This window comes from Flavobacterium luteum, from assembly GCF_008806775.1.
GTDB lineage: Bacteria > Bacteroidota > Bacteroidia > Flavobacteriales > Flavobacteriaceae > Flavobacterium > Flavobacterium luteum.
Window position 1 is genome coordinate 13,391 of sequence record NZ_WAEM01000010.1, and the last position, 13,673, is coordinate 27,063.

13 protein-coding genes are annotated in these 13,673 nt (G+C 30.9%); 3 read left to right on the top strand and 10 right to left on the bottom strand.

The window, feature by feature from the left end; all coding sequences use genetic code 11:
• The first annotated feature begins 6 nt into the window (after window positions 1-6).
• Both uraD and F6464_RS13355 read left to right on the top strand, forming a co-directional pair.
• The gene (gene uraD, locus F6464_RS14695) at window positions 7-855 is read left to right on the top strand and encodes a 2-oxo-4-hydroxy-4-carboxy-5-ureidoimidazoline decarboxylase (protein ID WP_225318092.1); all 849 of its coding nucleotides are present in this window, start codon (window positions 7-9) and stop codon (window positions 853-855) included.
• Window positions 856-933: 78 nt separating this feature from the next.
• Entirely contained in the window at window positions 934-2,268 is a 1,335-nt protein-coding gene (locus tag F6464_RS13355) for a DUF6986 family protein (protein WP_151108453.1), read from the top strand.
• A gap of 67 nt (window positions 2,269-2,335) precedes the next feature.
• Here F6464_RS13355 and F6464_RS13360 read toward each other — a convergent pair whose 3' ends face one another.
• The 7 genes from F6464_RS13360 to rsfS form a co-directional block, all read right to left on the bottom strand.
• On the bottom strand, window positions 2,336-3,100 hold the full coding sequence (locus tag F6464_RS13360) for a superoxide dismutase (protein ID WP_151108454.1): 765 nt from the start codon (window positions 3,098-3,100) through the stop codon (window positions 2,336-2,338).
• 8 nt (window positions 3,101-3,108) lie between these two features.
• The gene (locus tag F6464_RS13365; RefSeq protein ID WP_151108455.1) at window positions 3,109-3,378 is read right to left on the bottom strand and encodes an acyl-CoA-binding protein; all 270 of its coding nucleotides are present in this window, start codon (window positions 3,376-3,378) and stop codon (window positions 3,109-3,111) included.
• Window positions 3,378-4,031, bottom strand: a complete 654-nt coding sequence (locus F6464_RS13370; RefSeq protein ID WP_151108456.1) for a phosphatidylserine decarboxylase family protein — start codon at window positions 4,029-4,031, stop codon at window positions 3,378-3,380. The genes F6464_RS13365 and F6464_RS13370 overlap by 1 nt, the downstream gene beginning before the upstream one ends.
• A complete protein-coding gene (locus F6464_RS13375) occupies window positions 4,021-4,824 on the bottom strand; it encodes a phosphatidate cytidylyltransferase (protein WP_151108457.1) in 804 nt (267 codons plus the stop codon). Before F6464_RS13375 ends, F6464_RS13370 begins: the two co-directional genes overlap by 11 nt.
• Before the next feature lies 1 nt (window position 4,825).
• Window positions 4,826-5,428, bottom strand: a complete 603-nt coding sequence (locus F6464_RS13380) for an LUD domain-containing protein (protein ID WP_151108458.1) — start codon at window positions 5,426-5,428, stop codon at window positions 4,826-4,828.
• Between the two features lie 107 nt (window positions 5,429-5,535).
• Window positions 5,536-7,467: an ATP-dependent zinc metalloprotease FtsH gene (gene ftsH, locus F6464_RS13385; RefSeq protein ID WP_151108459.1), complete on the bottom strand. Its 1,932-nt coding sequence runs from the start codon at window positions 7,465-7,467 to the stop codon at window positions 5,536-5,538.
• 14 nt (window positions 7,468-7,481) lie between these two features.
• The gene (gene rsfS / locus F6464_RS13390; protein ID WP_151108460.1) at window positions 7,482-7,853 is read right to left on the bottom strand and encodes a ribosome silencing factor; all 372 of its coding nucleotides are present in this window, start codon (window positions 7,851-7,853) and stop codon (window positions 7,482-7,484) included.
• A gap of 96 nt (window positions 7,854-7,949) precedes the next feature.
• Here rsfS and F6464_RS13395 point away from each other — a divergent pair, with 96 nt between their 5' ends.
• Entirely contained in the window at window positions 7,950-8,678 is a 729-nt protein-coding gene (locus tag F6464_RS13395) for a biotin--[acetyl-CoA-carboxylase] ligase (RefSeq protein WP_151108461.1), read from the top strand.
• Window positions 8,679-8,683: 5 nt separating this feature from the next.
• Here the strand turns inward: F6464_RS13395 and F6464_RS13400 are convergent, their stop codons facing one another.
• Genes F6464_RS13400 through F6464_RS13410 form a run of 3 tightly spaced genes read right to left on the bottom strand, consistent with a single transcriptional unit; the run spans window position 8,684 to window position 13,616 of the window.
• Window positions 8,684-10,015 carry a TolC family protein gene (locus tag F6464_RS13400; RefSeq protein ID WP_151108462.1) on the bottom strand — a complete coding sequence of 444 codons (1,332 nt, stop codon included), beginning with the start codon at window positions 10,013-10,015 and terminating at the stop codon, window positions 8,684-8,686.
• A 3-nt stretch (window positions 10,016-10,018) separates the two neighbouring features.
• Window positions 10,019-11,248: an HlyD family secretion protein gene (locus F6464_RS13405; protein WP_151108463.1), complete on the bottom strand. Its 1,230-nt coding sequence runs from the start codon at window positions 11,246-11,248 to the stop codon at window positions 10,019-10,021.
• Complete coding sequence (locus F6464_RS13410; RefSeq protein ID WP_151108464.1) at window positions 11,202-13,616, bottom strand: ATP-binding cassette domain-containing protein; 2,415 nt, start codon at window positions 13,614-13,616, stop codon at window positions 11,202-11,204. Before F6464_RS13410 ends, F6464_RS13405 begins: the two co-directional genes overlap by 47 nt.
• Window positions 13,617-13,673 lie beyond the last annotated feature (57 nt).

Consider the following 13,673-nt stretch of genomic DNA (forward strand, 5'->3'; position numbering starts at 1 on the left):
ATAGTTATGACATTATCACAATTTAATACTTTAGAGACTTCAATTGCAGCCAAACATTTGATGGATTGTTGTGGTTCGACCAAATGGGTTTCAAGCATGATGACTCATTTTCCTTTTACTTCAGAAAAAGTCTTAGTAGATCTATCAGCAAAAATTTGGTATGACGAATGCGGAGAAACAGATTGGAGAGAATCATTTACACACCATCCAAAAATTGGTGATGTAAAAAGTTTAACCGAAAAATTTGCAGGTAAAGAACAAGCTGGAGTTGCAGTTGCAACGACTGAAACTATCGAAGCTTTGGCGAAAGCCAATACCGATTATGAAAATAAATTTGGTTTTATTTTCATTATTTGTGCTACCGGAAAATCGGCAAACGAAATGTTGCAAATTCTTTTAGATAGGCTAAAAAATACTGCTCAAGAAGAGTTACACATTGCCATGGGCGAACAACAAAAGATTTCCATTATTCGATTCAAAAAATTATTAACCGATGGTAATTTCAGTTTCTTGAAAGTAAGCCAAATTACCACTCACGTTTTAGATACAGCTGTTGGTTTACCAGGGAAAAACATTTCAATAAGGCTACAGTCAAAAATAAATAATAGTTGGCAAACCATTTCGCAAGGAATTACAAATGCCGATGGTAGAATTCCAGATTTATTACCGCAAGAAAGAACTTTAAAACCAGATACTTATAAAATGGTTTTTGATACGGGTTCGTATTATGCCAATCAAAATCTAAAAACCTTTTATCCAGAAGTTGAGATACAATTCAGCACTTTTGATGAAACCCATTACCATGTTCCCTTGTTAATAAATCCTTTTGGTTTCAATACCTATCGAGGAAGTTAAAGAAAGATTATAGACAGATAAATAAGAGATAATAGACAAAATAAATTCGTAATTGATAATTAATAATTTGTAATTAATATGACAATTCCTTTAACCAAAAAAGAACAATTGTTCCAAAGTTTAAGTCAAGCCAATACCACTTTTAACGAAATATATCCAGGAGATAGAAGCGAACGCCAACCTGTACATACATTGTATGGCGGTGCTAACCTTTTTAAATCAGATGCGCCAATTCTTTTAGGAAATAGAGCATTAGAAATATTAGAAGCCTATGCGCCTAATCATGAAGTATTTGGTAAAGCTTTCGGATTAACTGGTGGTAATGATTTCAGCAAACGCATATATGACAAAGTGGTAGCTAAACTAAAATCGGAAGCCATTGAAGATTTCCGAATTGATTTTGAAGACGGCTATGGGAACAGAAGCAATGAAGAAGAAGATGCAACAGCAGTTTCTACAGCGATTGAAGTTGCTAAAGGAATGAAAGAAGAAACACTTTCTCCATTTATAGGAATTAGGATTAAACCGTTTACCGAAGAGATGAAAGAAAGAGGTTTACGAACTTTAGATATTTTTATCAGCACTTTGGTGACAGCAACGGGTGGAAAGTTACCTGATAATTTTGTGGTCATGTTACCTAAAGTGACTATTCCTGAACAACCAGAAACGTTAGCTAATTTTTTTACAATTTTAGAAGATGAATTAGGCTTAGTAAAAGGAGTGCTAAAAATGGAAATGATGGTAGAAACTACTCAAGCCATTATGGACATAAACGGAACCAATCCATTATATCGTTTTATAAAAGCGGCTCAAGGGCGTTGCATTGCTATGCATTTTGGGACTTATGATTATACGGCAAGTTGCAGTATTACGGCTAAATATCAAGAAATGGATCATCCTGTTTGCGATTTCGCTCATCATGTTACAAAAGTTGCGTTAGCACATACTGGAATTTGGTTAAGTGATGGAGCAACGAATACCATGCCAATCGGACCGCATCGTGGCGACTTAACTCCTGCACAAGAAGAAGAAAACCGTCAAGTGGTGCATAGAGCTTGGAAAAAAGGATACGATCACATTCGTCATTCATTATGGAACGGCTATTATCAAGGTTGGGATTTGAATCCTGCGCAGTTTCCTATGCGTTATGCTGCTGTTTATGCGTTCTTTTTAGAAAGTTATGATGATGCAGTAGATCGTTTAAAAACTTTCGTAGAAAAAGCAGCTCGTGCGACCCTAATTGGAGATGTTTTTGACGATGCCGCTACCGGACAAGGATTATTGAATTATTTTCTGAGAGCTTTAAATAGTGGAGCAATTACTGAGGAAGAAGTCTTGGCTACTGGCTTGACTTTAGAAGAAATTAGAGGACGTTCGTTTAAGAAAATATTAGAAAATAGAATAGCGAAATAAATTAAAGTTTATTCTTTTCTTAATGTCATAAAAAAACGCTGCAGAATTTGTAGCGTTTTTTTATAAATCATTTTATAGCTTCCTCATATCGTTCACCAATTTTTTTCCAATTAATGACATTAAAAAAAGCATCGATGTATTTTTTTCGTTTGTATTGATATCCCAAATAATAGGCATGTTCCCAAACATCTAATGCTAAAATTGGTGTTCCCTTAATTTCGGCATTTGGCATTAATGGATTGTCTTGATTTTGTGAGCTAGTGATTTGTAATTTTCCTGTTTTATCGGTAATCAACCAGACCCATCCTGATCCAAATTGTTTTGTGGCGGTATCTTTAAATTGTGATTTAAAAACTTCAAAAGATCCGAAATCTCTTGTAATTGCTAATGCCAAAGTATCTTTAGGTTGTGATTCCGATTTAGGCGCCATGCTTTCCCAAAAAAGAGTATGGTTGTAATACCCACCAGCATTATTTCTTAGATCATCATTGCTAGTGTCTAATTTTTTTAGAATTTCCTCGATAGTTAAATTTTCTGATTCGCTTCCAGCAATAGCTTTATTCAGATTATTGGTATATGTGAGATAGTGTTTTGAATAATGCATTTCCATCGTTAAAGCATCGATATTTGGTGCTAATGCTTCATAGGAGTAAGGTAACTTAATCATTTCGAATGTGCCTTTATCTGCTTTGACATCATCAGGATTACCAACAGTTATTTTCTCTTCGGCTGATGGAAGTGGAACTTCAACAACTTCCGTTAATTTTTTATTGTTACAAGAAATCATCACAAGAGTACATACACTTATGAAAAAAAGTATTTTTTTATTCATGTATAACTTTATTTTTTTACTAATGAGTTAATTATTTCGATATAGGATTCCTTAGCTTCGTTAACACTAATATGACTAATTTGCATCCAAGCATTAGTTTTAAAAGCATCTCTAATATGAAAAGAGGAAGTTTGGTTTAATTCTAAAGTACCAAGTGTTGCTTGTTTGTAAAAAGCATAAAGTCGCAATTGAACATCCTGTGGTAAAGACGCTTGAGTCATTTCGTCTGCTATGGCGACAGCCTCTTCAAATCTGGTATTTAAATCTTTTGAGGTCATTAGGATTTAATGGCAATGATGGTTTTTCCACCTATTGCTTTTTCATTTAATTTCACATTAATTTCTGTTCCCAAAGGTAAAAATAAATCTACTCTCGAGCCAAATTTTATAAAACCAGCATCCGTTCCTTGAATGACTTGCATTCCTTCCTCGGCATAATTTACAATTCTTCTAGCCAATGCACCAGCAATTTGTCTGTATAAAATTTCACCAAATACTTTATTTTCTATAACAACTGTGGTTCTTTCGTTTTCAGTACTTGCTTTTGGATGCCAAGCTACTAGATACTTACCCGGGTGATACTTACTGAATTTTACTCTTCCGCTAACGGCATAACGAGTTACGTGAACATTTATAGGCGACATAAAAATAGAAACTTGTAAGCGTTTGTCTTTAAAATATTCGCTTTCAAAAACTTCTTCAATTACTACAACTTTTCCGTCAACTGGAGCAATTATATGATTGTCGTTAATTGCAACGTCTCTTTTAGGATTTCTAAAAAACTGCAAAATCAGTATTAAAAATAATAATACAAGAACTTCTACCGCTTTTTTTATCCAAAAGAGTTCAATGAAATGATCAGCTAATAACAATAGAGCAACAGTTAATGTCGTTGCAATTAATATGATTTTTCCGCCTTCTTTATGAAACATAATATAAAATTTGATAAAATAAATAAATAAATGGTGCAACAAATATAACACTATCCAATCGATCTAAAACGCCTCCATGACCGGGCATTATTTTGCCACTATCTTTTACGTTAGCCAAGCGTTTGAATTTAGATTCAATTAAGTCTCCAATAGTTCCGAAAATACCAACAATAAAGGCTATTCCTATCCATATATTTGTTGCGCCTTCGATATAATATTTTGAAATTAGTAAGCTAGCCATTACCGCAAAAACAACTCCGCCAATAAAACCTTCTACAGTTTTTTTAGGGGAAATTCGCTCAAACAATTTGTTTCTTCCATAAGATTTTCCAACGATGTAAGCAAATGTATCGTTAGTCCAAATCAGTAAAAATATACTAATAATAATTTTTGGATTATAACCTTGAATACCAAAAGGTAATTTTGTTATCATTATAAAAGGAAATATAATATAACCTAAAAGAAAAACATATTTGGATAAGATGTCCATTTCTGATTCTCTTTTACTAAATAAAAATAAAATTAATTTTATAGAAACAAATAATGTTGCCACAAGTAAAATTAAATCATAAGTTCTATTCAATGGAACAATATAGAATAACCCAAATAATGATTCTGCTATAATTACGGGAAGTATATTTTTAATTTGAACCAATTCACAGAATTCAAAAACTGCAAAGAGTAGAAATAGTCCAAATAAAATAAAAAAGCTTATCGTTGAAAATCGAATAGAAACTATTAATAAAATTACATAGATTGCACCTGAAATAGATCTTTTAAGCGTTTCATTCATCTTATAGATCTTCTAGCAGCAATAAATAGAGGTGTTTAGGCGCACTTCCGTATTGTAAAAAATCTTCTTCTTTTGCTTTTTCAAAATATTTTATAGTGGTAATATTGGTAGGATAATCTTTAATGTATTTCTTTTTAATGACTCTTAGACCATCACTTTTACTTTCAATTATCTGACTAGTTGTTGCAATAACAACAATGTTAGCTGGTAAATCGTTGGGTTTATTCTGTTTGATTTGGTTGGAAGAAAATAGTATCGAGCCTTCATCTGCAATTAAATTTTCGCAACTGGCTAATAGAAATTTTGGATTTGCGACTTTAGCATAGGAAAGTTTATTCTCATCTAGCATGCTAAATAATTTTGGCTCATAACATACTACATCACTTTCAAACCAATCGTTTTCTTCTAATATGTGTTCAAAATGATCTTTTAGTTCGGTAAGATTTTCACAATACAGAAACTTACCTCCATTTTTTTTGAAATTAAAAGTAAATTTTTCATCAACAGGAGCTGATAAGTTAGCTTGTAAATTATTAAATTCACTTTGTTTTTCCTCAAAAGAGGAATCATCGCCAGAACCAAAAAATTTTCTGAAAAGACTCATATTGTTTATTCAATCGATTAAATTGTTTTTTACAAAACATACAAATGTAGAAAAATCTTAATTCAAAAGCATTTTTTGAATTAAGATTTTTAAAAATATTTTTTTATTTACAAAGAAGTTTCAGCTTGCAAGTTATTATCAAAATTACGCTTGCCAAAAATTGCTTCGAGATCGTCCTTGAAAATCACTTCTTTTTCGATCAAAATTTCAGCTAATTGATTTAGTTTATCTTTGTTTTTTTCCAGAATTTGAATGGCTCTTTGGTATTGACTTTCTATCAAGTTTGATATTTCTTTATCAATAACCATTGCTGTATCTTCTGAATATGGTTTTGAAAAACTATACTCGCCTTGACCCGAAGAATCGTAATAAGTTACATTCCCTATTTTATCATTCAAACCATATATAGTAACCATTGCTCTTGCTTGCTTGGTTACTTTTTCTAGATCGCTTAATGCGCCAGTTGAAATACGATTAAATATTACTTTTTCTGCGGCTCTACCACCCATTGTAGCACACATTTCATCTAGCATCTGGTCTGGACGAACAATTAATCTTTCTTCAGGTAAGTACCATGCAGCACCTAAACTTTGACCACGCGGAACTATTGTTACTTTTATTAATGGAGCAGCGTGTTCTAACATCCAACTTACAGTTGCGTGTCCGGCTTCATGAGTAGCAATTGCCTTCTTTTCGTCAGGAGTAACAATTTTGTTTTTCTTTTCCAATCCTCCCACAATTCTATCAACAGCATCTAAGAAATCTTGTTTGTCTACTGCGGTTTTATTATTTCTAGCTGCAATTAGAGCCGCTTCGTTACATACATTGGCAATATCTGCACCTGAAAACCCAGGAGTTTGTTTGGCTAAAAAGTCGGTATCTAAACCTTCCACTTTTTTTAATGGAGCAAGATGCACTTCGAAAATTTCTTTTCGTTCACGAATATCTGGTAAGTCAACAAAAATTTGTCTGTCAAAACGTCCAGCTCTCATTAAAGCTTTGTCTAGAACATCTGCTCTATTGGTTGCTGCAAGCACAATCACATTTGAATTGGTTCCAAAACCATCCATTTCTGTCAATAATTGATTTAATGTGTTTTCACGCTCGTCATTGCCACCTGACATATTGCTTTTTCCTCTTGCTCTTCCTACTGCATCAATCTCATCAATAAAAATAATTGCAGGTGATTTTTCTTTGGCTTGTTTGAATAAATCTCTAACACGAGATGCTCCAACCCCTACAAACATCTCAACAAAATCGGAACCCGATAACGAGAAAAATGGCACTTGAGCTTCTCCTGCTACAGCTTTTGCTAATAATGTTTTTCCTGTACCTGGAGGGCCAACTAAAAGTGCTCCTTTTGGAATTTTACCTCCTAAATTGGTATACTTTTCAGGATTTTTCAGAAACTCTACAATTTCTTGTATTTCTTCTTTTGCTCCTTCAAGTCCAGCAACATCTTTAAAAGTGGTTTTAATATCTGTTTTTTCATCAAAAAGTTTTGCTTTCGATTTTCCGATATTGAAAATTTGTCCTCCACCAGGTCCTGCGCCACCACTCATTCTCCGCATAATAAACAACCAGATTCCTACAATAATTAGTATTGGTAATAGACTGATTATGATGTCAGACCAGTTGTTTTTTGGTAAAAAATTAAAGTCTTTAAGTTTGCCTTGCTCAACAGCGGTTTCTAATTTTTTCTGAAAAATTTCATCGTTACCAATATCAAAAATATAATGAGGTCCTTTAATGTTGGGACGATTCAATAAATCTTTTGCAACTGCTTTATGATAGGATTGTTTTAAAGCTTCTGGAGTCAAATAGACTTCAGCTTCTTGTTTATTATAAACAATTACTTTTTGTACTTCGCCTTTTTCTAAAAAGGTATTGAATTTAGATGAAGTAGTTTTAGCCGCTTCCTGAAAGCTTGAACCTCCAGAAAAAATACTAATGGATAAAAATATAAGAAGTATCACAACATAAATTGCCCATGATGGTATCTTAAATTTATTGGGATTTGGTTTATTTTCGTTAGCCATTACTGTGTGTTTCTTTAGTATTTATTTTGAATTGTTGTGATTTTTGCATCACCCCAAAGACTCTCAATATTATAGTATTCACGAATGTGTTTCTGAAAAACGTGAACAACAATGTTAACATAATCCATAAGAACCCATTCTGCATTATCAGTTCCTTCTACGTGCCAAGGTTTGTCTTTGATTGCTTTTGAGACTGTTTTTTGAACAGAGTTAACAATGGCGTTAACTTGAGTGTTTGAATTTCCGTTGCAGATGATGAAATAATCGCAAGCTGCATTGTCTATTTCTCTTAAATCTAATATGTCAATATCATTTCCTTTTACTTCTTCAATTCCTTTGATGATGTTAGCCAACAAAACATCATTGTTTATTGCTTTTTTAGTCATTTATTTTTTTTCTATAATGTTCGCAAAGTTACCACTTTTTGTGATTATTTTTGAACCTTAACATAACATTAAATTCTGTTTCACAAATTATTTCGAATGAAAGTAATCAAACTCGATGCCATAGATTCTACAAATGAGTTTTTAAAGCAATTAATAGGCAAGCAAATAGTAGATAATTTTACTATTGTTACAGCTAATAATCAGACAAAAGGGAAGGGGCAAATGGGTTCGGTTTGGAATTCTGAAATTGGTAAAAACATAATAATGAGTGTTTTAATTAAGGATTTTAGTATTGAAATTTCTACTGTTTTTAATTTAAATATAGTAATTTCATTAGCGGTTATTCGTGCTCTGGAAGAAATAAAAATACCTAAGTTAAGTATAAAATGGCCTAACGACATTATGTCAGACACCAAAAAAATTGGAGGTATTTTAATAGAAAATAGTATAAAAAGCGATGGAACTATTTTTTCGGTAGTGGGTTTAGGGCTTAATGTCAATCAAACTAACTTTCATGATTTGCCAAAAGCATCTTCACTAGCGCTTGTAGGCAATGCTTATTATGATAAAGACGAATTACTTTTTTTGATAGACAAGAATATTAAAATCAATATTGCAGCTTGGGAAGAGTGTTTGGATTTGATGTGGCAAGATTACACCAGTAAATTATTTAAAATTGGAATTCCCATGGCTTTTCAAAATAGAGAAAAGGAAAATTTTATGGGGATTATTCAAGGTATTTCCCCAATAGGTAAATTGAAAATACTTTTAGAAAATGATACGGTTTCAGAATTCGATATTAAAGAAATTCAGATGCTGTATTAGTTTTTTTACAGTGAAAAATCTTCTCCTAAATAAAACTTAATCAATGCATTATTAAACAGTAATTCGTATTTAGATTGAATTAAATCGGCTTGTGAATTATTGAAAAATATTTTGGTAAGATTTAATTCGGAGATGTTTATTTTTCCTAATTCAAATTTAAGCAATTCGGCGTCATAACTTTTTTGAGAAAATTCATAGGCTACTGAGGAAGCTTCATTTTTTTTGATTGAAGTTTTTGTATCATTTATGGCTTTTAAAACTTCTTTTGAAAGATTATTTTGCACAATTTGAGTGTCAAATTTAGATTGTTTTAAATTGAGTTTACTCGTTTTTATTTTAGAAAAATTCTCCATTTGACTAAATACAGGAATCGTTAGGTTAAAACGTAAACCTCGAATAAAGTTATTGTCTAATTGATCGCTATTTTTTATTGGTCCCAAATCTTTATCTATATAATTATCGGTATAATTGGTACCGGCAAGTAATCGCATAGTTAAAACAGGATAGCGGGGTGCTCTTGCTAGTGAAAGTGCCGTTCTAGCCTTTTTTTCTTTTAAAACACTCATCGAATATAACGGATTTATTTCGACAGCTTTTTTGGCTAAAGAGAACTGATTTTCCTCTAATAATTCATTTTTACTTATTTCTGTTTTGGGTTTTAATAATTGAATTTCTTTATCTAAGGGAAAATTCATTAATTGTTTTATACTAACGAGATTATCGGTTAGTCGGTTTTCGCTTGTGAGTAAAGTGAGTTCTTCTCTAGCTTTTTGTGTTTTGATTTTAAATACTTCGCTTTCAGCAATAACGCCTGAATCGAATTTTAAAATGGCTAATTCTAGTTGCTTTTCACTCGATTTTATTTGCTCTTTATTAGCTATAATTATTTCTTGTAAATAAAGAATGGTAATGAATTTTTGAGCTAAATCAATTGTTATTTCATTTTCTACTCTTTTGATGTATGCTTTACGAATATTTACCTCTTGCTTTGTCGATCTAATAGTATTTATAACAGTAAATCCTGAAAATAAATTAAACATCGCATTGGCAGTTCCGTTATAAAATTTTAATTCTTGATTTACAAATGTATTTGTGTTTTGGTCAATATCTCTACCCCATGAATTTCTGTTTTCAGCAACTCCATAAATTGAAGGTAAAATTTTACCATAACTGGCTATATTTTGATTAACCGCTATTTTTTCATCATTTAGGGCACTTTTTATTAACAAATTATCCTTTAGGGCTTTTTCTAAACAATCATTAAAGGACAAAACTTCCTGTCCAAATACGAAATTTGAAAATATAAAAAAGAGTAGTATTATAATATATTTTTTCATGAACTAGTTTACGCTACTGTCGATGTTATTGAACAATTTTTTAATAATGTATTGATACAGTTGCATTCTCTCGATGATGACCTCACCTTTTAATTTATAACCCGCTTTTAGATTGATGTTTGGATTGTATTTCTTAATTTTTGCCAAGCAATAAAACGTTTTGTCAACATCAGAAGGTGATACATAAGTGATTTGTCCTTTTATGGCACCATATCTATAATAATTATAAGCATCTAGTTTCAGATTTATTTCCTGACCTTTTTTAATGTAAGTCAAGTCTTTTTCGTCTAAAATTACCTTGGCATAAAAAGATTCTTTTTTGGGAGCAATAATAGTTAGGAGTTCTCCTTTTGCTATTATTTCGATGTTTTGTCTCGCATTAAAAAGGTTCGATATTGTCCCGTTTATTGGAGAAAGAATTACTAGTTTTTGTAATTCATCTGAAATATAGTTAAGGTTGTATTTACTGTCTTTAATTTGCGCTTGTAGTTCAACAATATCGCGTTTGTAATTCTGAATTTCGTTATCAACATCTATAATGCTTCTTTTTAAATCATTTTTAGACCGACTGTAGTTGTTGTATAAGTTTTCAAAATCGTAATTCTTGTTAGAATAACTAGACTTTATATCTACTTGCCCTTTTTTAATATCCAGATTTCTATTTTTAGCATCGGTCATTTCATATCTTGAGATAGCTCCTTTTGCATATAATAAGGAATCGGTCTTAAACTTATCGGCAAGAATTGAGGTTTGTTGAGACGATAGATTGATCTTATTATTTAAGGAACTAATTTCTAAAGCTGTTTTATTTCGATCAGTTTTATAAATATTAGACTGAATGTATAACAATTGTTGTAAGGATTTTTTACGTTCAATGGTGTTTTGAATCAATCGATTTATGATTCTAATTTTGTTTTCCATAGAAGCTACATCCGTATTTAATACATTAAATTCTGAACTTGTTTTTTTGTTTTCAAGTACAAATAAGGTATCACCTTTGCTAACTTCTTGACCTTCTTTAGTTAAAACTTTAATTATTTTAACTTCATTCGGTGCGTTAATTTTTAATTGTGGAGTGTCTGAAAAAATTTGTCCTTCCTTAAAGTTTACAGTGTCATTTAATCTTAGGGCAAAAATTAAGACGATCACAATAATCAAGAACCCCACTAAAATTCTGTTTAGAATCTTAATAAAGTTGATTGATTTCGTGTTGTAATAAGTAGAGTTGTCCATTAGTGATTTTGTATTTTGTTGTAAAATTGATATTGTTTATAGGCTCGTGAGAAATAATGATGTAGGTTTTAGTATAATCATTATCAATTAATGCTTCTACTTTATCTCTAGACTCGATGTCCATGCCTGATAAAACTTCATCTAAAATTATAATTTCTGTTTCAGCAAATAGGGCTCTTAACAGCAGTATTTTTTTCCGTTGACCTGTTGATAAATTTTTACCGTTTTCGTTAATGATAAAATCCAGTCCATCATCTTTAGAAGCAATAAAATCATAAAAATTAATTTCTTTTGCTTTTTCTAAAACATCCGAATCCGAAATGTCTTTTCCTAAAGTAATATTACTGTAAATAGTATCATTAAAAAGAATATCTTCATTTGTAACTAAAAGAATTTTGTCACGCATTTTCTCCTCATTATAAAACTTCTTGTCCATTTCGTTAACTAAAACGGTACCTGAAATTGGATTGTATAAGGTAGTTAGAATTTTACTGAAAGTAGATTTTCCAGAACCGTTTTGTCCTTCAATTTTTATTTTTTCGCCTTTACTAATTTTTAAATTAATGTTTTTCAGTACAAGCTCATTTGGAATATACCCATAGCTAATATCTTGAAATTCAATTTTATCAATCGTAAAATCTTTAATTCCTTTTGTAGATTTCATTTGCGTGTGCTCATCAAAATCTAAGTATCTTTTTAAGATGACTTCGTTTTCTTGAAGGGTCATGTTGTCATCTAGAATACCTTTTAATGAAGAAAATATTTTAGAAGATAAAGCTATAAAAGTTACAATTTGACCTAACGTAATAATTTGAGTTTCTATTGCTGATTTGGTCAAAAACACTAAAATAAATAAACTAGAAATAATAATAATTACAGCTACTACAATTTTATTGATTAAATCGACATAGCCATTTCGAAGTTGAATTTTTAAATAATCATTGATACTCGAATAGATTTTATTAGAATGAAAACGTTCTATTTTAAAGCTTTTGATAACCTGAATTCCTTCTACTTTTTCCATCATTTTAGAGATGAAATCTGCTTTACGAATGTAACGTAATCGTTCGTTTTGTTTCAAATAAGGGGTAATAAATTTAAACCAAAAGAAGAATAAAACCATTACAGCAATCACTATAAGCGTTAATGTTTTATTGATAAAAAACAAAATACATAAAGAGTAAACAGAAACAATTAAATCAACTAAAATTCCAGTAAAAAATTTCATGAAAAAGGTTTTCAATTTCATAGAATCACTTACACGCTCCATTAAATCTCCTTTTTTATAAGAATGAATATAGGAAAGAGAAGAGTTATTAATTTTTTGATCGAATGAAAAAAGAAAATAACGGTCTAAGGCATTTCCTAAATGAATACTGACAAAGTTTTTATAAACAGTCGTAAAAATGTCGAAAATTTTATAAATCCCTAAACCTATAGCAAATAAAATAAGTGTATTTATATTATAAGTAGGCAATACATTATCAATTAATATCTGATTCGTAAAAATGGCAATTTGAGCAGTTGTAGCCGAAAACAAAGCTGCGAAAATATAAATATACCAAAGCTTTTTATACTCGCCTAATTGCTTAAACAACTGCCAGTACAAACTTCCTTTTACCTCTTCAGGATAATTAGTTTTTGTTTCTGCCGTTTTGATATTCTTGATAGTAAGAATTAAAGGAGAATTATTTCTAATTTTTCCTTTTTCAAGTTCCAGTGTTTTAAAATTTGTGGGAACGCTAGAAATCTCTTGATTTTTTAATAAATCATACAGAAAATTTTTCTCAGCTTCGGCATCTTTAAAACCAAAGCTTTCTTTTAAATATTTAAAATAAGTCAATTTGTTAAACAAGGCAGCATGCCCGTTTTCTGTCAAGGAATCTTCAAAATTAATTTTGTATTCCTGAAGTTCTTTAGAACAAATAGCGATTATTTTGTCTTCGGTTTCCGCTAAATCCCAATGATTTTTGGTAAAATGCGCCTTAGTTTTTAATTCTTGTAAATTCAATAAATATTGGCTTCCTTTTCCTGGATCAAAAATCTTGAATTTCTTCCCTATCAACTCATTCACAACAATATAGTGTAAACCATTTTTGTGTTTAATTGGTAAAATAAAGGGGAATAATTCTTGAATTTGACTTTCGTTTCCTTCAATGTAATTAAAATCAAGTAATTTGAAATCGGCTACAAATCCGTTAGCGTTGAAGAAATCTTTTAAATCAGAAATTCGAGAGCCTTTTTGATCTAAAGGAATACTCTCTTCGATAAACTTTCGAGAAATATTCTTCTCGAAAATGTTGTACACAGTCTTGATTGCGCTTATTCCGCAGTCATTACTTTTTAATTGGGGGTCAGTTTTTGGCATAGATTTGGGGTTTTATCATATCCTAATTATTATTAACTTATTGTAAAACAATCGTTA

Coding starts and splice junctions, on each gene's coding strand:
- uraD (WP_225318092.1), top strand. CDS start 7: ATGACATTATCACAATTTAATACTTTAGAGACTTCAATTGCAGCCAAA.
- F6464_RS13355 (WP_151108453.1), top strand. CDS start 934: ATGACAATTCCTTTAACCAAAAAAGAACAATTGTTCCAAAGTTTAAGT.
- F6464_RS13360 (WP_151108454.1), bottom strand. CDS start 3,100: ATGAATAAAAAAATACTTTTTTTCATAAGTGTATGTACTCTTGTGATG.
- F6464_RS13365 (WP_151108455.1), bottom strand. CDS start 3,378: ATGACCTCAAAAGATTTAAATACCAGATTTGAAGAGGCTGTCGCCATA.
- F6464_RS13370 (WP_151108456.1), bottom strand. CDS start 4,031: ATGTTTCATAAAGAAGGCGGAAAAATCATATTAATTGCAACGACATTA.
- F6464_RS13375 (WP_151108457.1), bottom strand. CDS start 4,824: ATGAATGAAACGCTTAAAAGATCTATTTCAGGTGCAATCTATGTAATT.
- F6464_RS13380 (WP_151108458.1), bottom strand. CDS start 5,428: ATGAGTCTTTTCAGAAAATTTTTTGGTTCTGGCGATGATTCCTCTTTT.
- ftsH (WP_151108459.1), bottom strand. CDS start 7,467: ATGGCTAACGAAAATAAACCAAATCCCAATAAATTTAAGATACCATCA.
- rsfS (WP_151108460.1), bottom strand. CDS start 7,853: ATGACTAAAAAAGCAATAAACAATGATGTTTTGTTGGCTAACATCATC.
- F6464_RS13395 (WP_151108461.1), top strand. CDS start 7,950: ATGAAAGTAATCAAACTCGATGCCATAGATTCTACAAATGAGTTTTTA.
- F6464_RS13400 (WP_151108462.1), bottom strand. CDS start 10,015: ATGAAAAAATATATTATAATACTACTCTTTTTTATATTTTCAAATTTC.
- F6464_RS13405 (WP_151108463.1), bottom strand. CDS start 11,248: ATGGACAACTCTACTTATTACAACACGAAATCAATCAACTTTATTAAG.
- F6464_RS13410 (WP_151108464.1), bottom strand. CDS start 13,616: ATGCCAAAAACTGACCCCCAATTAAAAAGTAATGACTGCGGAATAAGC.